Raw genomic sequence first — 22,290 nt, 5'->3', positions numbered from 1 at the left:
GGGCTGGACGCTGGGCACGTCCTTCCTCACCCGGTTCACGACGCGCGCGGCGAACGCGGAGCCGCCGACCGTGTCGTTCCTCACGCCTGCTTCGGGGGCGCAGGAGGGCGGGACCCTCGTCACGCTTTCGGGCTCGAACCTGATGCCCGGTGCTCGCGTGTTCTTCTCTGGCGTGGAGGCGACCGACGTTTCCGTCGCCGCGGGTGGCCTGTCCCTGACGGCCAGGACCCCGCCCAGCGCCGAGGAGGGCGCGGCCACGGTGACGGTGGTCAACCCCAACGGCCTGGAAGGATCGCTGTTCGGTGGCTTCCTCTACCTCAAGGTCCTGCACGTCGACTTCGTGTCGCCTGCCACCGGCCCGCTCGCGGGTGGCAACACGGTGGAGGTGACCGGCGCGGGCTTCCAGCGCGGCGCGACCGTCACGGTGGGCGGCACGCCCGCCACGCAGGTCCGCGTGGTGTCTCCGGGGCTCATCACCCTGACGGTCCCGGCCGGCGTGTTCGGTCCCGCGGACGTGGTGGTGACGAACGCGGATTTGAAGAGCGTGGTGGCGCCTGGCGCCTACCTGTACACGGACCTGGGGGTGTCGTCCTCCGTGAGCCGGCACGTGCCCACTGGGGTAGACGACCCGCGGCCGAGCGAGAAGCTGCCGTCGCAGCCCCCCATCAAGGTCGCGCTGTCCGGCGGCTTCGCGTGGGTGCTGTCCCCGACGAACGTATTCGTGTCCGCGATGGACGCCGCTCAGTTGAGGGAGAAGAGCATCCACGGCGCGCTGTCGCTGGTGGACGTGTCCGACCCTGCTCACGCAGCCCTCAAGGGCCTGGCGGGAATTCCTCCGCCCTATCAACCGGTAGCCCTGTCCGTCCGGGGCTCGTACGCGTACGTCGTGGCGAACGGTGCGTCGCTGCAATATGTCGACGTCGCGGGCGAGGGCGTCCCTTCGTTGCTCGTCTTCGACGCGGCCGACCCCTCGCAGCCCGTGCTCAAGGCGATCTTCCCCTCGGTGGGAGTGGCGAAGGGTTTGGCCATTGCCGGGGATCTGGCGCTGATGGCGGCGGGGACTGGTGGCGTGGCGCTGTACTCGCTGCAGGACCCCGTCCGGCCGGTGCTGCTGGGCTCGGTGACGCAGTTCCTCTTCGGTGGGCAGAAGCGGTCGCCTTCCATCGAGGATGTCCAGGTGTCGGGTCACTACGCGGTCCTCACCGCGAAGGTTGGCGCCGACGAGCGCCTGCTGGTGGTGGACTTGCTGAAGCAGGACCTGCCGGTGATGGGGGAACTCACCGGGAGCTCCAGTGACGTGACCGTGTCCGGTCGCAACGGCCTGAGGGTGTCCTCGGAGTCGCTGCGCACGCTGTCGCTGGCACAGCCCATGCGTCCCCGGGACGCGTCACCGGTGGTGCCGCTGGTGCGCGGCATGAAGTTCACGAACGCCGCGATGGGGCCGCACCTGGGCGCGGCGTCCGCCTACGGGCCGTCCGCACTGGTCCAGGTGCTCCTGGCCTCGGAACCTTCGAGGCCCCAGTCCGTGAACGCGGTGGACCTGTATCCCGCGACGAGGCTGTCCGACGTGGCGGTGGACGGTGGCCTGCTCGTGGCCACGGTGAAGGAGACGGTGGGACGCGCGGGCCAGCCCGTGGCTCAGGAGGCGCTGAGCGTCGTCGCCATGCCCTTCCCGCTGGTGACCGGTAGCACTCCCGCGGACGGCGCGGATGACGTCATCGTGACGCTGCCGCTGAAGGTGACGCTCAACCGGCCGGTAGCCAATGCCACGAACTCCACGGTCCGCCTGGTGCTGCTGGATGGCTCCGCCAACGGCGAAGACGTGAGCGTGGGGGTGGAATCCGCAGGGACCACGGTGACGGTATATCCCGATGGGGCGGGCCTGCTGCCCGGCAGGACGTATCAGCTGCGGCTCGATGGGCTTGTCGGGACAGACGGCGCCCCCATGCCGGGGCGGTATGTGGCGGAGTTCACTACCGCCGTGAACGCGGACGAGCGCCAGCTATGTGTCAAGAGCGTGTCGCCGCGTCAGGGCCCTGCTGGGAGCCGGGTGCAGGTCCTCCTGACGGGCACCGGTCTCAAGTCGAGCCGTGAGCTGGAGGTCTACTTCAATGGCAACCGGGCGGATGTCGTCAATATCAACGAGAGTGGAACAGAGGCCCGGGTCCTGGCTCCTGAAGGAAAAGCGGGCGCGGCCACCATCACCGTCCAGCGGGCCGGAGGCCAGCACGTCGAGCTCATTGGCGCCTACCTCTACGTGGATCCGCTCGACCTGCTCGCGGTGACGCCCGCACGCGGCCCGTCGTCTGGCGGTACGCGTGTGCTCCTTTCGGGGAAGGGCTTCTCGCCCGGAGGCACCGTGGAAGTGCGCTTCGGAAACAAGCCCGCCTATGACGTACGGGTGCTGGGCCTGGGGCTCCTGGAGGCGACCACGCCGGATGGTCTTCGTGGCCCGGTGGATGTGACCCTCCGTCAGGCCGACCCGACGAACCCGGGAGGGTTCATCGAGGACACCCTGGTCAAGGGCTTCACGTTCGACCAGCCGACGGGCTCGGCCGTGCCGCTGTCTCGTGCGTTGCGTGACGTCGCGGTGACCGGCGACTGGGCCTTCGCGGTGGGCGACCACTCGCTGGACGTCGTGAGTCTGTCGGGGCGCTACCTGCGGGGAACCAAGGCGGGGGACAGCATCCCGTTCGACCAGCGGGGCGGCCTGGTGGACCTCGATAAGGACGGCCGTGATGACCGCCTCGCCGCTCACGTGGACCTGCCCGGCGAGGCGACATCCGTGGTGTACGTGCAGGGCTCGGCGTCCAGGCCGCACCTGCTCTACGTCGGCCTCGTCAACCGGGACACGAACGATGTCGCGGTCCGAGGGTCGGTCGCGGTCGTGGACGTGCATGATCCGCTGGCGGGAGTGTCGGTCCTCCGCACGGTGCCCGTCGGCACCCATGGCGTGTTCGGCGTGGACGTGCATGACGAGCGCCTGATGGCGGCAGCGGCAGCCAGTGGGTTGCGTTCGTTCGACATCTCCGTGGAGACGTTCCCGGTGCATACCGCGGACGCGAACCCAGGCGCCCAGGCGATCGCGGCCTGGGGCCGCAAGGCCGTGGTGGGCACGGGAGCGCGGGCCGCGGACTTCAAGGTGACTGGGGGAGAGCTCCAGGTCTGGAACGTGGAGGCGACGCCCATCCTGGTGCCCGATGCATCCGCGCCTCTGTCCGTCCAGCGCATGCGGATGCTGGGCGACGTGGCGGTGGTGGCGGCGGGGGCAGAAGGCCTGGTGCTGGTGGACGTTTCACAGCCGGAGCCGCAGCGGCTCGCCACGTTGGATGTTCAGGGTTTCGCCTGGGATGTCCGGCTCGCGGGTCGCCTTGCCTACGTGGCCGCGGGGGCCGCGGGCGTGGCGGTGGTGGACCTCAATGACGTGCTGAACCCGAAGCTGCTCTACCATGTCATCGGCACCCAGGGCGGCGACGCCCGTGCCGTGGCGATGGCCGGAGGCCGGCTGGTGAGCGCGCGCGATCGGGGCACGCTCGGCTGGTCGTTGGACTTTGGCGATGCGGCGGAACTGTCCGTCGCCAGCGCGAGCGTGGCTGAGGGTGACGTCGTGCCCACGGACCTGCCGTCCGTGCTCGTCTCCTTCTCCGCGGCCGTTGATGCGGCGTCGGCGATCCAGGCCTTCTCCTTCACGGCCAACGGTGTTCCCGTGCCGGGCCTCCCCCTGGAGGTCGGCTCTTCCGAGGAGCTGCGCAGCACGCTGACGTTCCGTCCGTCCGGCCCGCTCCCGGCGGGCGCTGTGTTGACGCTGCACGTGTCGCAGGCGGTCCATACTCCGGGCAATACCGCGTCCCTCATCGCACCCTTCTCCGTGTCGTTCCGCACGGCGGACCTGGCGGGGGCCGTTCCCGTCATCTCGCAGGTCGTGCCCCGGGTGGGGCCCACCTCTGGTGGCAACCGCGTGGAGGTGCTCGGCAGCGGCTTTGAGCCGGGCGTGACGGTGAAGGTGGGCGGAGTCGCGGCGCAGGTGGTGGAGTGGTCTCCCACGCGCCTGCGGGTGATGGTGCCTCCGGGGGCCGTGGGCCTGGCGGACGTGGAGTTGACGCAGCTGTCAGGCCTGTCCGCGCGCAGGACCGGTGGCTACCTGTACGTGGCGCCGCTGCAGGTGGGCACCGCGACGCCCCGTTTCTTGAATCCTCGCGGCAACAGCAAGGTGACGGTGTCGGGCAACGGCTTCCTGCCGGCGTGGGCGGACGCGCTGGGCGCCACGCGTGTCCTGGTGCGTGGCCTGCCTGCGTCGTCCGTGTCGGTGACGTCCTTCACGGAGTTGACGGCTTTGGCGCCGCCTGGCTCGTTCGGTGCGGCGGATGTGACGCTGGTGTCGCCGGATGGCCTGTCGCGCGTGCGCTCGACGTCCAAGGTCGGTTATGGCCTGGCGTTCTCTGGTGAGGAGAGCGTGGTATCGGCCTCGCCGCACGCGCTCGTCGCCAACCCGGCGGACCCCTTCCAGCTGTTCGTTGCGGCCGGCGCCAGTGGCAACGGCAATAGATTCCCGCGGAACTACGCCGGATCGCTCACCGGAAGCGGCACCATCCCGGAGTCCTACCGGGCGCTGGTGTTCGACGCATCCAAGCCCGGCCGCCCCCTGGCGTCGGGCGTTGCGACCGTCGACCCGCCCGACGCGCTCGTGGACCGCTTCTTCGCTACGCGCTTGGGGCTCTTGGGGAAGGTGGATCCGCCGGACGTGGAGGTGATGCCGGACTCGCTGGACGTAGCAGTCCGTGGGGGCCAGCTGCTGGTGGCCAATGGCCAGAGCGGTCTGGCCGTGCTGGATGCGACACAGAGCTTGAGGCTGACGCTGCTGGGGCAGGCGCCGTTGGACAAGGGGAGCGGGGATACGCCGCCGCTGGCAACCCGCGTGCTTCCGACCCCCACGGGGGCCTGGCTGCTGAGCACCGGGCTCACGCTGGATCCCAAGGCGCAGTGCCCCGGCCGTCCGAAGGCCCATGGCACCGATGGCAAGCTGGTGCTTTACGACACGCGTGTCCCAAGCGACCCGCTGCGCATCGGTGAGCTGGCGCTGGGCGAGGACGTCTTCGGGGCAACGTTCGCCCAGGGTCGCGCCTTCGTGGTCACGGGTGTGCACGAGGGTGTCTTCAACTGCGCGACCGGTGCGGGCCCGTTCGACCTGCCCCCGCCGCCGGAGTTCTCGCTCATCGGCCATGCCACTGGCGACCATGCGAACCCGTTCGAGGGCTATACGCCGCACGGCCGGCTGCACGTCTTCGCGTCGGCACGTCCGGGGGCGACGTCCAAGTCGATCCTCGCGGACTCGGCCCTGACGGACGTGGTGGTGGTGGACGACGTGGCAATCGTCGCCGCCGCGGACAAGGGGCTCCTGTTCTTTGACGTGTCGAAGCCGCAGGGCCCGACGCTGCTGAAGACGCTGCCCTTTGACGAGGAGATGTCCAATACACCGGGCCATCCGCAGCGGTTGCGCCTGCTGGGCGACATGCTCTTCGTCGCCGCAGCCGAGGGCGGCGTGGTGCTGGTGGACGTGGCGAATCCGCTTGAGCCGAGGCTCGTGAGCGGCGGCAACGTGGAGACGGCGCTGGACGTGGTGGCGGTGGAGGATCGCCTGCTGCTGGCGGGGGGCCCGAAGCTGACGGAGCTGGCTGTGCCGTTCCTGTACGTGACGGGAATGGAGCCCGCGCGGCGGTCGCTCGTTCCCCCTGAGGGCGTGGCGCTGAAGGTGCGCTTCAACCGTCCGCTGGCCGCGCCGTCCTTCACGGACAGCAGCGTCCGGCTGCAGCTTCTGCCCGGCGTGGGGGGCGCCCCTGGCGACACCGTGGACGTGACCCTGGAGACCAACGGCGCAGTTCTGACGGTCCGGCCGGAAGAGGCCCTGTTGCCAGGGCGTGACTACCAGCTGTCGGTGGACACGTCCGTCACGGATCAGCGCGGCGGAGCGTTGCTGATGCCGTTCCAGCTCGCGTTCCATACAGCCGCCGCGGGGAGCCGGACGCCGAGGATCGCCTCGGTGTCGCGTGCATCCGCGTCCATGGCGGGAGGCACGCTCCTGACCGTGGTGGGCGAGCACTTCACCGGTACGTCCAACGTCCTCGTGGGCGGCAAGCCCGCGGCTTTTACCCTCATCAGTGACACCGAGCTGAGCATCGTGGCTCCCGCGACCACCGAGGCGGGCCCTGCCGACCTGGAGGTTCACGACGCCGGGGGGCCGGTCGCGGTGTTGCCTTCGGCCGTGCTGTACCTCCAGTCCCTGGAGGGGATTGGCGTCAGCATCTCCCCGGACCATGGACCGGTGGCGGGAAGCACGACCGTGTCGGTGTCTCTCTCGGGACCCGGCCTGGCGCCTGGGACGCGCGTCTTCGTGGCCCCCGATTGGGAATTGGTGAAGGACAGCCAGAAGCTGGACGTGGACGTGCACGACCTGTCATCGCTGCGCTTCGTCACGCCCCAGGTGGATCACCCGTCGCTGGTCCCGGTGTGGATTGCCCGCCCGGACGAGACCCCGGTCCAGGTGGGCCTCTTCGCGTATGATCTGCCGGTCGGCTCCTCGTTGGACCTGCCGGGCTTCCCGCCCCGCGTGGCTTCGGAGATCTCCCTGAGGGGAGATCAGCTCGCGGTGGGCGTGGCCAACTCCGGGTTCTGGGGGTTGGAACTCTTCGACGTGAAGGTGGAGGAACACCCGCTGCGGCTGGGCGGGCTGTCCACGCTGGCGCCGGTGCGCGGCCTGGACCTCTCCGGCTCGCTGGCGTTCCTGGCGATGGATTCGATGGGCCTCCAAGCGGTGGACGTGTCGCGGCCGGAGAAGCCCTTCCTCGTGGCAAGCGGGGACACGACGGGTTCGCTCGCGACGAGCGTCCGCGTGGAAGGGGAGTCCATCTACGTGGGCGTCACGGACCCGACGGCTGCCTGGGGCGGTGTGCGGGTGTTCCAGGGCACGGGACCCCGGCTGGTCGGCGTGGAGACCGTGTCGCTGAACAGCGACGTCCTGGCGCTGGAGTTGGGGACGGACCGCTTCTACTCGCTCACGTCGTCGGTGGCCGCTGGGAAGGGCCAGGGCCTGACCCTGTCCATCAACACGCGGAGCGGAAGCCACGTGGGGCATGTGGCGGTGCTCTCTGGTGAGCGCACCTACGAACAGCTGGTGTCGAGCCGCCTGCTCGTGCGCGCGGGCCGCGCCTACGTGACCGTCGGGACGAAGCTCTACGTCTTCGACCTTTCCAAGGAGACCGCGCCCAAGGTCCTCCAGTCGTCGGACCTGGGCAGCCCGGTCATGGGCCTGACGTTCGTGGGCGGCTCGCTGTTCGCCTCCACGTCGTCGGGGAGCACCGTCATCGAGGTGCCTCCCTCGGAGTTGCTGGCGGTGGAGCTGTCGCCCGCCCCAGGCAGCGTCGTGCTGTCGGGCCAGTCCATCCAGGCGCGCTTCAGTCTGCCCGTCAAGAAGGAGACGGTCACGAGCGCCACGTTCCAGGTGGACGTGAACGAAGGCTCGGGTTGGAGCCCCTATACGTCCGGTGCATACGATGTGGTGTTCGCAACGCGCGGCTCGACGGCGGTCTTCACGCCGGATCCGGGGCATCCCTTCGCACCCGGTGCGCAGGTCCGCGTGAGGATCACGACCGGCGTGCAGGGCTTCGACACGCGCTCGCTGGCGGCGCCCGTGGAGGCGCTCTTCACCATCGCTGGCCCGGATGCGAGCCAGCCGATCATCACCCGCCTGGAGCCTGCCTCCGGGCGGACGAACGTCACCACCGAGGTGACGCTCACGGGTGCCGGCTTCCGCGCGAACGGTCTCACGACGGTGCGGGTCGGCGGTCAGGCCGCGGCGGTGACGTGGAAGTCCCCGACGGAACTGAAGGTCCTCGTGCCCCCGGCCCTCGCCGCGGTCGCTGGACCCGCGATGGTGGAGGTGCTGGACGCGCCGTCGGGGCTGGTGGCGCGGCGTCTGGGCGGGTTCCTCTATCGGGACCCCCTCCAGTTGGTGGCCCTGTCGCCCGCGCAGTCGCCGCAGCAAGGCGGCGTCCAGGTGAAGCTCACGGGCCATGGCTTCGCACCAGGCATGACCGTGTCGTTCGGTGGATCGCCGTCGTTCGACGTGCACGTGTCGTCCATGGAACTCGCGGAGGCAAAGGCCCCGCCTCATGCCTCCGGTCTGGTGGACGTGACCCTGGGGCTGCCGGATCAACCTCAGTCCCTGGGGCTGCCGTTCCTCTACGGCGCGGGCGCGGTCTCCCAGCTGCCCTCGCTGCCCGTGGCACATGTGCTGGTGGAAGAGGGCGTCGCCTATGCCGCGCTCGGCGGAGAGACGGACGTCACCAACGTGGACGGTTCGGTCTACGAGCAATCGAAGGCCACGACGCAGGGCGGTCTGCTCATCGCTCGGCTGAACGACCTGCCCCTGCTGCGTGAGGAGAAGACCGTCACGTTCACGGCCAGGGGCGGTGGCCGGCGGCTCGCGAAGGCGGGTTCCATCCTCTACATGGCCGCGGGCCCCGCGGGCGTGATGCGGTGGAACGTGGCGACGCCTGCTTCGCCGACGGATCTGTCCTCGCTGCCGGTGACGGGTGAGGCCTACGACGTGCTGGTGAAGGACGACCTGCTGTTCGTCGCGGACGGGGCAGGCGTTTCGATGTACCGGCTGGGTGAGACCGCCGCGCCGCTGCCCGTGGGCCAGCGGCTGCTGCCGGGGGGCGCCAGGGCGATGGTGCTCCATGGTTCGCACCTGGTGGTGGCGGACGGCAACGTGAACCCGTCCCGGCTGCACGTGCTGGACGCGGCGAAGGGCTCGCTGTCCGAGGTCGGTGATGGCTTCGCATTGTCCATGCCGGCCAGTCACCTCACCATGAGCGGCACGCGGGTGTTCGCGTCGCTGGGCAAGGCGAAGCAGGTGCAGTTGGTGGAGCTGGCGGATCCGCCCCACCCGGCCTCGGGAGGCGTGCTGGTGCTGACGGATCCGTTGGGCCGGACGTGGATGTCCGCCGAGCAGACCTGGGTGGCGGGCGGCGTGGCCTATGTCTCCGCGGGTGGCGGCAAGGTGCAGCGCTTCTCAGTGCCGGTGGGGGGCATGCCGGTTCCGCTGGAGCGGATGCAGGTGGTGGGAGACGCGCGGACGGCCGCCTTTACAGGTGACTCCCTGCTGGTGGGTACGCTGTTGCTGAATGCGCAGGGCTCACCGGTGGAGCTGCCGCTGTCCCAGCCGCCCTCCGGGGCGACCTCGCTCGTGGGCTCGTTGTCGGTCGTGGAGTTGGACCATCTGGAGGTTGTCGGAACGACGCCTTTCGAGGGCGAGACGGTGGCGGTGGGCACGGCGCCCCAGGTGCACGTGACGGCGCTCGCCGACCTCAACACGGCGCAGGGCGTGACCCTGTCCCGGATGACGGCGAACGGCGATGAGCTGGTCAACGTCGCGCGGCGCGTGGTGGCGACGACGCGTGGCTCTGATGTCCTCCTGGAGCCCTATGCCCCGCTGAATCCCTCCGCGCAGTACCGGCTGCATGTCGGCTCCACGTTGGCGGACCTTGCCGGTGGCAAGCTCGGCACGGACGTGGATGTGCGCTTCAAGACGGCCTCGCTCGTGTCGGCGGAGTCGCCGGAGCTCACCGCCGTGGTTCCGGCGTATGGCCTGGAGGCGGGGGGCAACAAGGTGACGCTGACCGGCGAGCACTTCGTGCCGGGCTGCATCGTGAAGTTCGGCGGCGCGTCCTCGACGGGTGTCGTGGTCGCCGCCGACGGGCGCAGCGCTTCGGTGACCGTGCCCGAGGGCGTGGTGGGGCCCGCCGCCGTGGAGATCATCAATCCCGGCGGCCTGTCCGCGATGCGGCTGGGGGCCTATCGCTACCTCCCGGAGCCTGCGCTGACGGCGGTGTCGGCAATGTCCGCACCGTTCAACAGCCAGACGTTCATCAAGCTGACAGGGCAGGGGCTGTTCGGAAGCAGCCGGGTGTACTTCGGCACGGTGCTGGCGCCGGTGGTCGAGCTGCTCTCTGCGACCGAGCTGCGCGTCCGCGTACCGGACAACGTCACCGGCTCCGTCGCGCTGCGCGTGGCGACGCCGGGACCGGACGAAACGGAGCTGAGCGCCTTCTGGCCCACTCCGTTCACGTTCATGCTGGAGGAAAAGGGGACGTTCTCCCCCGGCGCGGACGCGATGGCGCGGGTAGGCGACAAGCTGCTGGTGGCGCGTGGCGGCCGGTTGGTGGTGCGGGGGCTTGCCGCGAACGAAACGCTGTACGACGGGAACGATGTCCTGGGCGTCCCCAACGCCACGGCCCTGACGGTGAGCGGGGACGAGGCGTTCCTCATGGGGCCGGGCCTGCTCGTACGCTACGCGCTGGGGGCCTGCGCGACCGCGGAGCTGGACGCGTGCCGGCCGCAGGAGCTGGAGCGGGTGTACCTGGAGCCTCAGGGCGTGGTGCCCATGGCCGTCGTGGCCTCGCGCGACGCGGCCTATGTCGCGGTCGCGGGCGGCACCGAGGTTTCGCTGCTGGGCCGGGTGAACGGGGAGTTGCGCGTGGTCGCCCAGACGTCCCTGTCGGGCGGCACGCTCCGGGCCCTGGAGCGGGTCCAGGGCGCGCTGGTCCTGCTTGTGGACCAGGGGAACAAGTCGCGCTTGGAGCTGCGTGACTTCTCGGACGGTCAGCTCACCGTGAAGGGCACGCTGGAGGGCCTGCCGGCGCCCGCGTGGTCGATGGCCGTGCAGGGCAACCAGGTGCTCATGGGCCTGGGGACGGGCATCGAGTTGGTGGACGCGACGATGCCCGAGGCCCCCACGCGGTTGGGCCACTGGGACTCGCAGACGCCGGGAAATGACGCGCTGTCCGTGGCGCTGTCGGGCCCCTGGGCGTGGGTGGGCGGCCGCACCCGGCTGTCGTGGGTGGACACCACCCAGCCTGGTGCGGGCGTGTTCCAGGAGCGCACCTGGGCCCCGGCGACCGGGGTGCAGGGGGCGCTCACAATGGTGGTGGGGGGCGTTGCGGTGGCGGCCAACACCTCCACGATGAAGACGTTCCATCTGCCGTATCCGGTGACGGTGGCGACGGCCCCCCTGCCGGGAGGCGAGCTGCCTCCAGGCGGCACTGTGTCGATGACGTTGTCGCCCTTCCTGCCGCAGGTGGCGGCCTCAGCGAGCACGTTGGTGGTCAAGCCCGTCGAGGGCTCGAGTCCGGTGTCTGGAACGGCCCTGGCGGGCTCGGGATACCTGCGAGGCTACACGCCGTCGCCGTCGCTTTCCGTGGGGACGGTGTACGTGGCCGAGGCGCAGTTGGCTGCGTCGGGGGCGGTGGGGGGCACCCTGCTCGGGCCCTGGCGCTTCCCGGTCGTGGGCGGCGCGGACGGCACCCAGATGAGCCTCACGTCAGTGGTCCCCGACCATGGTGACGTGGCGGGCGGGACGTCCGTTCTCCTCACCGGAGCGAACCTGGGCGCCGTGTCGAAGGTTCACTTCGGTGGCGCGAGCGTCGTCCCCGAACCGGGCCAGTCCGCGACCTCGTTGCAGGTCACCACTCCGGCCTCGTCCGTCGCGGGTCCGGTGACGGTGGCGCTTGAGGCCGACAGGCAGCCCTGGCTGCGCTGGGCGGGTGCGTTCACCTATGTCGCCCAGCCCTTCGTCTACTCAGTCACGCCTTCGTTGATTCCGCTCGAGGGTGGGACCGTGACGTTCACAGGCGACAGGTTCGCGCGCGGACTCGCCGTCTTCGAGGATACGGAGCCGACGCCGACGTCCGTGGAGATCGTCTCCCTGACGGGCACTTCGCTGACCGTGAAGGTCAAAGAGGGACCTTCTGGGTTTGTGCCGCTGCGGTTGGAGTCGCCGGGAAGCGCGCCCGTGTCGCTGGCATCGCTGGTGCGCCGCGCGGATCTCAAGCCGCCGGCCGTGGTGTCGTGGTCGCCGGCCGGGGTGCAGGGTGGACAGAGCGTGCCCGTGACGTCGCAGTTCACGGTCCGCTTCAGCGAGCCCATCGCTCCCGCGAGCGTCGCGCAGGCGAAGCTCACCCGGGTGCTCACGGGGCTTGCGGTCGAGGCAACTGTGACGGCGGCCGCGGACGGCCTGGGCCTCACCCTGGTGCCGGCCGCGCCTCTGGCGCAGACGACGCAGTACCAGTTGAGTGTTCAGGGTGTCACCGACCTGGCGGATAACGTCCTGACTCAGGGCGGCACGGCGACCTTCCGCACTGTCGATGGCGTTCCGCCGCAGGTGGAGCTCATCGAGATGGGCTCGGGTCGCACGGTGGTGACAGGCGACCGGTTCAGCGCGGGGACGCCGTGGACCTTCGAGGTGCGCGCGGCGGACGATTCGGGGCAGATCTCCGGCCGCAAGCTGTCCGTCAATGGCCAGAACGTGACTGGGAGCAACGGCCTCTTCACGTACACCTGGCCCGCGTCGTCGTTGGGGAGTTCGCAGCTGGTGGCGTGGGCCCAGGACGCGGCGGGCAATGTCACGGAGCTGCCGCCCATCACGATCCAGGTGGTGAACGACATGCCGCCGACGGTCACCTTCACGGCGCCCGCTGTATCGCAGCTCACCTTGGAGGAAGGTGCTTCGCTCGCCGTGGCGGTGACCGCCACGGACAACGCGAGCGTGAGCAGCCTGGAGCTGCGGCTCGACGAGGCCTCGCTGAAGCTCGTCCTGAACCCCACGGGCCCGCTGACGTACACGTTGAAGGCGCCGCGGGTGGGCTCGGGTCCGGAGACGCATGCGCTCACAGCCCGTGCCCAGGACAACGCCCAACTTGTGGGCACCGCGGCGCCGGTGATGCTCACGGTAACGCCCGACACCACCGCGCCGGTGGTGGCGTTCCTGTCGCCGAGCGCCAACACCCGCGTCGTTTCCGGCATGCCGCTGGACCTGCGCGTGAGCGCCACCGACACCAACGCCGTGAGGTCCGTCCGCATCACGAAGAATGGGGCGGACTTGGAAACCCTGCAGGGGCCGAACTGGTTGACGCAGTGGACCGCTCCGGTGGTGACTCAAGCCACGCAGGTGACGTTCGTGGCCCATGCCCTGGATGAGCGGGGCAACGAGGGAGTGACCCAACCCCTGGTGGTGACGGTGGAGCCCGCCGAACCGCCCGTCATCAGCATCAACAGTCCGCTCGCCAACGAGAGCTACACCGAAGGAACCCAGGTGACCGTGGTTGCCACGTTGGCGGCTCCCGCCGGGGTCAAGGAGGTGCGGCTGTCCCTGGATGCTCAGGAGCGCATCCTCTTCGAGCCGCCGTGGCAGGCCACGTTCAGCGCTCCCCCCGTGGACGCCGCGGGAGGTGTGGCGATGGTTCGTGCCTGGGTGAAGGACAATGCGGGCATCGACGCCACGTCGGCCCGGCAGATCAACGTGGTGAACAGCAACGCCGCGCCGCCGACCCTGGCGCTGCCGGTGGAACTCGAAGGGCCGGTCTTCGCCGGTGGCGCTTCCGTGGCCGCGCTGGCCACGGCCAGCCAGGGGGCTACGGTCGAGCAGCAGGTCTTCGTGTCGGATGCGGGAATCGCGACGGGCGCGGTGGGGAACGTCCTTCCCCTGCGCCCGGAAGGCGCTTCCGTTCGCGTGGTGGCCCGGGCCGTGGGCCTGGGCGGAACGGTGGACGCGGGCGTCGAAGGTTCGCTCGCCGAGTTCGCACAAGGCCCGGCGGTGCGCTCCGCATTGGAGGGGACCGCCAACGTAACGGCCCTGGCGTTCCAGGGGGCGGACCTCTTTGTCCTCCGGGACGATGCCGGCGGCGGCGCCGAGGTGGAGCGCCGGAACCGCGCGACAGGCGTGTTGGTGTCGCGGCGGTCGCTGGAAGGCACTCCCTCGGGTCTCGCTGTCCTCGGCGACCGTCTGGCGGTCGTGCTGCGCTCGGCGGGGACGGGAACCCTCGCGCTGCTGTCGGCCGAGGATCTGTCCTCCTCGGTGGGCAGCAGTGTGGCTCTTCGCCGCGAGCCCACGTCGGTGGGGGCCTTCCGGGGAGGCTTCGTCGTCGGAAGCGACGACGGCCTGGAGTTGTTTGATCCGAAGGGGGTACCGCGCGCGCGCCTGCCGTTGGGGAACGTGACGGCGCTCTCCATCCAGGCCGACTGGCTGTACGCGCTGGCGGACGCGAGTCTGTTCGCGGTCGACCTGACAGTGCCTCCCGCGCCGAAGCAGGTCGCGCAGGTGCAGACCGCGGGTGTGGCCGTCACGGCCCTGGGCGGCGGCCGGGCCTGCGTGGTGGGCGGGGCGGCACGCTGCTTCACGCTCTCTGGAAACACGTTGTCGCTCGTGGGGGAGAAGACGCTCGGAGTCGCGGCCACGTCCGTTACGGCGCTGGGCCCGTGGCTGCTGGCGGGCTCCGACACCGGGCTGACGGTGCTGGACGCGCGGACGGCGCCCCGGATCGCGGGCTTCTATCCGGCGGTCCAGGGACGCGTCAGCGCATCGGGCAATACCATCGCCGCGGCGAAGGGGACGTCGCTGTCCCGGCTCATGCTGGGGCGGGGGCCCGGGGCGCCCCAGCTGACGCTCGCGCTGGCCGCCACGGCGGCCGCGGGCGCCCGGCTGCCGCTCACGGCGACCTGGTCGGACGGCGTGGTTCCTTTGAATGCGTTCACGGCCGAGCTGAGCGTGGGCGGGCGGGTGGTGCAGGTGCTCGACAATGCCTTGCCGACATCGGTGGACCTGCCGCCCGTGCAGGGTGTGGTCCAGGTGTCGCTGCGGGTATGGGACCTGGCGGGCAACGAGGCTCAGGCCTCGGGGACCGTGACGCTCGTGGACGCCGGCTCGGGGCCGGTGCTCCTGTCTCTGAATCTGCCGGCGGCTGTCCTTGAAGGGACGGAGTTCCTGATGCGCCCGGAGGCGGCGGCGCCGAATCAGGTGGACCGGGTGGAGGTATCGGTCGCGGGCGGTGAGCCCGTGGTCTTCAGCGCACCCGCGTGGGCCGGCATGCTGCGTGCGCCGCAGGTCACAGTGGATGGAGACGTGACTGTCACAGCCGTGGCGGTGGACGCTCAGGGCCGCCATGGCCCCGCGAAGCAGGGCTCAATCCGGGTGCTCAACGACACGGGAACCACACCGGGCGTGCTGAGCCTGGTGCTCGAGACCCCGTCCTCCATCGTGGAGGGGACTCGCGTGCGCATGGTCGCTACGACGGATCCGGGCACGGTCGAAGAGGTTCGTTTCCGACTCCTCGGCGCAGGCCAGCAGCTCCTGGATCAGCAGCGCGTGAAGGTAAAGCCCTACGTCGCCTCCCTGTTGATGCCGCAGGTGACGGGCAGCACGGAGGTCTTGGTGGAAGCGGTGGCCGTGGACGCATCTGGACGCACGTCCGCGCCCTACACGACGAAGCTCATCGTGGTGGATGACACCACCGCTCCGACCGTGAAGGTGGATGTGGAGCCCTCCGCGGGACGTATCGCCGCAGGCAGTCCGCTTTCGTCGAAGGTGACGGCGGAGGCCACGGGTGGGGTGGCGCGCATCCAGCAGGTCCTGACGCTGAATGGCGCCCTCGTCGCCAAGGGGAGCGGCCTGCTCCGCTATGTCGTGCCGGAGTCGACGCCCGTTGGCGCGGAGCTGAAGCTGGAGGTCATCGTCACGAGCCGCGCGGGGCTCTCACCGTCGCTGACGCCGACAGTGTGGAAGGTCGTGGCGCCCATCACGTCCCAGCAGGGCACGCTGTTCGCACAGGGCTTCGAGGGCGCCGAACAGGTCGAAGTGATAGAGGACCGTGTCTATGTCCGCACGGCCACGGGCTTTGCCGTGGGCCAGCTGACGCGTGGGCCCGTGCCTTCGCTTACGTACCTGGGGCGGTTCACGTCCGCTTCCCGTCCCTTGTCCATGGCCATCCGGGGCAACCTGGTCCTCCTGGCCTATGGCGATCCGGGCCTGGACATCGTGGACGCGTCCACGGTGGCGACTGCGCGCGTCGTGGGGCACGTGGAGCAATCCCTCGCGCAGGTCGCCACGTTCGGGAAGTGGGCATGGGCCTCGAAGGGTACGGCGCCCCTGGCGTATCCGAAGTACATCGACCTCGACGAGCCCTCGCGACCCGTCGTGACGAACTCGGGTTGGGGCTCTGGGACGGTGCTCGCGGCCGAGCGGGACGGATACATCGCCCGCCTTTCTGACGGCCGCATCCAGACGCTCTTCCGGGTCGGACAGTGGCCGACAGGCGTGTCGGATGCCGCCTTCTACCTGCCGGCCGGACAATCCGTCATCGCCGCCGAGCGGGATGGCAACCGGCTTGTTGTTGCCACGGACAAGTCCCTCTACGTTCGCGAGTATTGGGACGGGGGTACGTTCTCCGTCCCGCTCGGCGCGGCGGCACGTGCGCTGCATGTCGCTGACGGGCTGGCCTATGTCCTGTGCGAGGACGGGTTCCTGCGGGTCGTCGACGTGCGCGAGCCCATGTCCGTGGCCATGCTGACCACCTCGGCCATGGAAGCCAGCGACCTGCAGGTTTCGGGTGAGCTGATGCTCGCCGCGGGGGCCTCAGGCATCGAATTGCGTCGACTGCCCCAGCGGTTGGAGACGGTGGAAACGACGCCGTCCGCGACCTATGCCGCGACGCCCGCTCCTCTGGGCCTCACGGCTTTCCACGAAGGGGTCCTCGTCGCGGCGGGAAGCAGCGGCCTCCGTCAGCTGGGGGTGTCGAAGCCTGGGACGCTGGAGGTCCTCAAGCCCTGGAGCGGGTCCAGCGTCATGCAGATCGAGCAGGCGGGCGGCTATCTGTATGCGCTTGCTGGGAACTCGGTCCTCCGCATGAACGACCGGGGTAACGGGACCATCGACAGTGTTCCATCGAGTCTCGGTCAACTCCTTGGACAAGTTTCACGCATCAGCGTGTCGCCTGGGCGAATCTGGGGGCTCAACGGCCAGCGCGTCTCAAGCCTCACGCTGCTCCCGGACACCGGCGCCGTGTCACTCAGCCTCAATGTCGCCCCTGTGGACGTCTCGGGCTCGGAGGGAAAGGCCGCGATCGCACTGGGATCCGCAGGATGGACCCTGGTGGGCGTGGACGGCTCGGGCAGCCTGCGGCGTTGGGCAACCCACTCCGAGCTCCCGGTCCAGGCCCTGGCTCTGGATGACACGATGCTCGTGACGGGCAACGCGTCAAGCCTGACGATCTGGAAGGTGACGGACGCGGGCGGCGTGCTGCAGAAGACGGTGCCTACCGCTGGCTCGGTGACCCGCGTCCGGCTCCACGGCCGCCTGGCCATCGTGAGCGAAGCGGCCAGCGGCGTGCAGCTCTTCGACCTGACGGATCCGAATGTCCCTCGGCTCGTGCAGACAGTGCCGGCGGGGCGTGCGGACGATGCGGTGGTGGTCGGGTCGGATCTGGTTGTCGCGGACGCCTACCTGGGCGTCCGCCGCTTCCCGGTGGACTCCCTGCGGGCCGCGCCCTCGGTCCGCATCGCCTTGCCGCTCCCCGGGACAGAAGTGCTCCCAGGCGCGGAATACCTGGTGATGACCCAGGCTTCCGGCTTCGGCCTGAACACCGCCGAACTGCTGGTGAATGGCCAGCCGGTGGGCGTCCTGGATGACATCGTGGCGCAGGCCATCCCGTGGATCCCCGTGGGCAGCAGCGCGGGGACGGAAGTGTCGCTCCAGGTGCGGGTGCGTTCCGCCAACGGTGCCTCCGCGCTGTCGGAGCCCGTGAGCATCCGGGTCGGAGCGCCAGTGCTTCCGCAGAGACCGTTGGACCTCCGCTTCGCGTATACCCGAGAGACCTATTTCTCGGGTGAGCTCGTGACGGTCTACATGAACGGCCAGAGCGTGGTCGCTCCAGGACGCATCCGCTTGATGCTGGGAGGCAAGCTGCTGGCGGAAACCGTGACGCAAGCGGAGAACCCGTCGGTGACGTTCTCCGTGCGGATGCCCGTGACCCAGGTCCAGGTGACGGAGGTCCTGCGCGCGGAGCTCGTGGACGGTGCGGGGCGGCCGTTCTCAACCGAAACACCGGTGACCATCAATCCGACTCCGGTTTTCACGACGAAGCCCACAGGCCTGCCAACGGAGCTTCGTGCCCTGCCGTTCGAGAACGTCATCCAGAGCGGCAACTATTACTGGGGCAGTGGGCCATACACCCTGGAGTTGCTGATGGATGGCGTGACGGTCGCGACGGCCGAGCGCCTGATTCCGGCTGCAAATCCGCTGAGCGTGCGCCACGTGCTGCGCATTCCGCAGACACGTGTGGGACAAAAGGTGTCGCTGACCCTCCAGGTCCGCGACCCGCTGGGGCGCACCTCCGGGGACACGGTGGAGTACACAGTCAAGCCTGCCAGCGAGCCGCCCTCGGTTGCGTTCACTGACGTGCCCGATGTGGCGCGTTCTGGCGACATCGTCGGGGTGCGGGTGGAGGCGGACGATCCGAATGGGGAAAATGACATCGTCTCGTTGCGACTGCTGGCAAACGGCGAGGAGGTCGCCTCGACGACGTCGGCGGCGCTGTACGCGGAGTTCGTGCTGCCGGCTGCTGGGCCTTCCAACGAGGTGACCCTGACAGCCCTGGTCCGAGACCGCGCCGGGACTGAAGTTCCCGCCGCCGCGAGCATCCAGGCTTTGCCCAACCTGCCGCCCGAGGTGGCGTTGGATATCAGCAACAGTTCGTCACTGTATGCAGGCTATCCCGAAGAGATCTGCGTGCAGGTTGACGACAGCGGCCCACTTGCGAGCGTAGAGATTCGCCTGAATGGTTCGGTGATCAAGCATGAGGCGGATTGCGCTCATGCGGATTGCAAGAACGCCTGTGTACAGGTTGAGCACCTTCCGTCCTCGGTAACCCTGTCCGCGACCGCAGTGGATGCATTGGGGGCCGTCGGCGTCACTCCAGCGGCCTCCTACGTCGTGGGCGCCAACAATCCTCCAAGAGTGGTTCTGGAGACGAGCTACCTGTTCGCCGGCCAGGCCACGACCATCCGGGGACGTGTGGCGGATGAGTGGCAGAGCGTGGACTGGGTCGAGTTCAGCCTGGAGGGCACGCCATTCAGACGTATCATTGGTGCTTCGTCCTCCGGGGAGCTGGGCTCGAACGTGACGGCATCGGTCATCGCGCCTGTCGAAGGGACACATCAACTCAAGCTGGAGGCTCGGGACTACTCGGGACTCAATACAAGCGTTTCCCGGAATGTGTACGTGGTGCCTGAGGGCTCGGGGCAGTCCTGCGCGCTCCCTGTGCCCCTCAAGGATTCGCAGACTTATCTGTCTTGGAACTACGCCTCGGATGCTCCCCACTATTGCAATAATGAATTCTACGGTACGTGGGTTTCACTGCCATTCGACGGGCCCCTGAAGAGCCTCACGTTTGAAGCCAACGGCAGTGCCGCCATCATGGAGGATTGCGAGACAGGCATCACCTACTGCTTCAGCGAGGCAACACCCGCGAGGACCGTGTACGACGTCCCCGCGAAGGCCCGCATCTTCGTGGGTCAGCCCGCACGCTACGCTGAGGCCTCCGTCATCAAGCTCATCAGCGCGCGGTTGGGCCAGAATGCGAAGTGCGATCCTGCGTCCACGGACTTTATGTGTGCCGCGGGAACCTGCGAGCCTGACGCGCAGGGTGTGAACCGTTGCCATCTCCCGGCCTGCATGGACGGGGAGGACAACGAGGCAACGCCTGACCACAAGGTGGACTACCCGTTCGATCCGGGATGCGAATCTCCGGAGGACACTTCCGAGGACGACCCGGTCCCGTTGCCTGCCTGTTCGAACGGCAGCGACGACGACGGTGACTCGCTCGAGGACTTCCCCAATGACCCCGCCTGTGGCTCCGCGGCTGGGACCCAGGAGCAGCCCGGGAACGGGGAAAGCTGCCAGGCACCAGCGGTCATCACGTCATCAGTGACCGCGGTTTCCCTTTCGAACGCGACGACGGACTTCACGATGACCTGCGCGCCCCCAGCCCCGGATCGCGTCTACGGCTTCCACCTGCCTGACGATGCCTATGTCTATGCGGAGGCCAGCAATGCCAATGTGGCGCTGCGTTCCCTGTGTGCCGTTGTAAAGTCAGAGCTGGGCTGTGGCGCCCTCGATGCCGACCCGTATGTTTCGAAGGAGCTGAAGAAAGGCACCTACTTCCTGGTCGTCAGTGGCACTGAGGATTCCGACCTCTTCTTCTCCGCAACCCTGCCTTCAGGGGCCAAATGCGCAGACGCTCCAGACTGGTTGAGCTGCGAGTCCGGTACGTACTGCCTGCCGACCAACGGGGAACTGCGTTGCCGCGAGTCGGCTTGCAGTGATGGGGAGAACAACGACGACGGCGATTCGGTGAAGGACTATCCGAATGATCCAGGCTGTGAGTCCCTGGCGGATGACGACGAAACGGATCCCGATGTCGCGCCTGAGTGCTCCAACGACGCAGATGATGACGGCGTCAACGGCAAGGATTTTCCCAGGGACCCGGGATGTGGCTCCGCGAGTGGCAAGAAAGAAGGGGGCGGCACGGGTGAGAGCTGCGAGGGCCCTCAGGTCATCACGGCCGAGTACACCCCGGTCGCGCTGGTCGGGGCGACCCGGGATGAGTCACTGTCGTGCGGCGCGCCGCTGCCAGATCGTGTCTTCGGCATCTATCCGCCGAGTTCCGCATACGTCACGGTCGTAGCACCCACGGCTTCTGTCGAAGTGCGCAGACGGGGGTGCGGATTGCGCAGCACCGCCTACAGTTCCTACGGCGTCTGTTCCGCCGGTAGCGGTTCAATGGATGGCGGCGCGTTTGCCAGGCAATCACCGGAGGGCGGAGTCCTGGCTCTGGGGATGCCGGATGGAGGCATCCCCGACGGCGGCGTGTTGGACGGTGGAACCCCTCCTGGGGGAACGCCGGGTGGTACATCGCTGGTCGCGCACACCCAGGTCCAGGGGGTCTCGGATGGTGGAACTCCCAGCCTGGCTCGGCTGCGGGTCAGAGCGGATGAGTCCTTCTTCATCCTGGTCAGCGGAGCACAGGACACGACCCTGCACGTCACCGGCGAGCTCGACTGGGACGGCGTCTGTGATCCTGCTCGGCCCTGGTTCAGGTGCCCTGGGGAGGAAACGTGTCAACCGGATGGCGCCGAGTATCGCTGCCTTGAGCCGCTCTCCCTGAGAGGGGGGAGCCGGGAGTCCCGCGAAGATTCTGTGCGCGGGGCTTCGCCTACCCGGCAACGAGCGAAGCGCCCACCAGGGGAAAACGGGGACGCAGGTGTTTCCAACCCGGCGTCCAGGCAATCCGATGAACCTGTGGATGTTCCTGCGATCCGGATTCCGCGGGACGAGCACGCCGAGGCTGGGGGCATGCCCGACGCTGGGGCCTTGCTGGCCTCCGTCGTGATTGGGGCTGGAACGAATTCCCTGCCTTGGTGGGGCTGGGAGCCCGGTGGGCCCTGGCGTGCCATGATGGCGCCGGTCGGCGGTGGGGCCGCTGGCCGGATGGATGTCTGGAGTTGCGGCAATGGTGACTGCGTGGGCGCTTCCGTCCGCGGGTCCTCTGGAGGCGGACAGTGAAGAGGGGGCTGGTCTGGGGAGTGCTGGTGCTGGCGGCGTGCGGGGTGGCGGCGTGCAAGTCGCGGGATGAAGTCGCCCGGGTGGGGGACACGTCGGTGTCGCGCGCGGACGTCGCGTTGCGGCAGCAGGAGGGCGGCACGCCGGAGGTGGCGCTGGACGCGGTGGTGGAGCGTACGCTGCTGGCCGAGGCCGCCCGTCGCGAGGGACTGCTCGAGGACCCGGTGATCGCGGCCCGCGTGGAGGCGGCCCGTCGCGAGGTGCTCGCCAGCGCATACGCGGACGCAGTGGGCGCGAAGGCGTCTACTGAAGAGGCCCTGCGCCAGCGCTATGCGGCGCGGAAGGAGGACCTCGCCCGTCGCGAGGTGCACGTGGCCCACATCGTGGTCTATGTGCAGCCGCAGGCGACGGAGCAGCAGCGCGTGGCGGCCCAGGCGCGCATCAACGCCGCTTACGCGCGCGTGGTGGGCGGTGAGGACTTCGCGCTCGTCGCGCGGGAAGTGTCGGAGGACCCGGCCACCGGTGCCCGGGGCGGAGACCTGGGGCCCGTGCGCGAGGGGCAGGTGGACTCGCGCTTCTTCGAAGCGGTGGCGGACCTGAAGCCGGGCGCGCCGTCCGCGCCGTTCGGCACGGCGTTCGGGCTGCACGTGGCGAAGGCGCTGGAAGCTCCGCGCACCGTGACGCCCTCCTACGAGGAGGTTCGTGGCGTGCTCGCGGCGCAAGCCCGCCACGATGCAGTGCAGGAACGGGTGGAACAGCTTCGCAAGGACATCACCGTGAAGCGCTACCCGGAGCGGTTGTCCACCGCCGGGGTGCCCACGCGTGCCGAGGGGGAGTCTCGATGA

2 protein-coding genes (1 of these 2 running past the window's edge) are annotated in these 22,290 nt (G+C 69.2%); both read left to right on the top strand.

The genetic code is table 11. From position 1 onward, the window contains the following. Nucleotides 1-21,448, top strand: partial view of an Ig-like domain-containing protein gene (locus KYK13_RS26515; protein ID WP_223634923.1) — the 3' portion only. 9,890 nt of this gene lie to the left of the window's left edge; 21,448 of the gene's 31,338 nt are visible here — the last part of the coding sequence; the start codon falls outside the window, past its left edge; its stop codon occupies nt 21,446-21,448. Continuing rightward, entirely contained in the window at nt 21,445-22,290 is an 846-nt protein-coding gene (locus tag KYK13_RS26510) for a peptidylprolyl isomerase (RefSeq protein WP_223634921.1), read from the top strand. The genes KYK13_RS26515 and KYK13_RS26510 overlap by 4 nt, the downstream gene beginning before the upstream one ends.

Origin of the sequence: Corallococcus sp. EGB (assembly GCF_019968905.1) — a bacterium.
GTDB lineage: Bacteria > Myxococcota > Myxococcia > Myxococcales > Myxococcaceae > Corallococcus.
The sequence above is the reverse complement of the archived record's forward strand: the minus strand, read 5'-3'. Positions and strand labels throughout refer to the sequence as shown.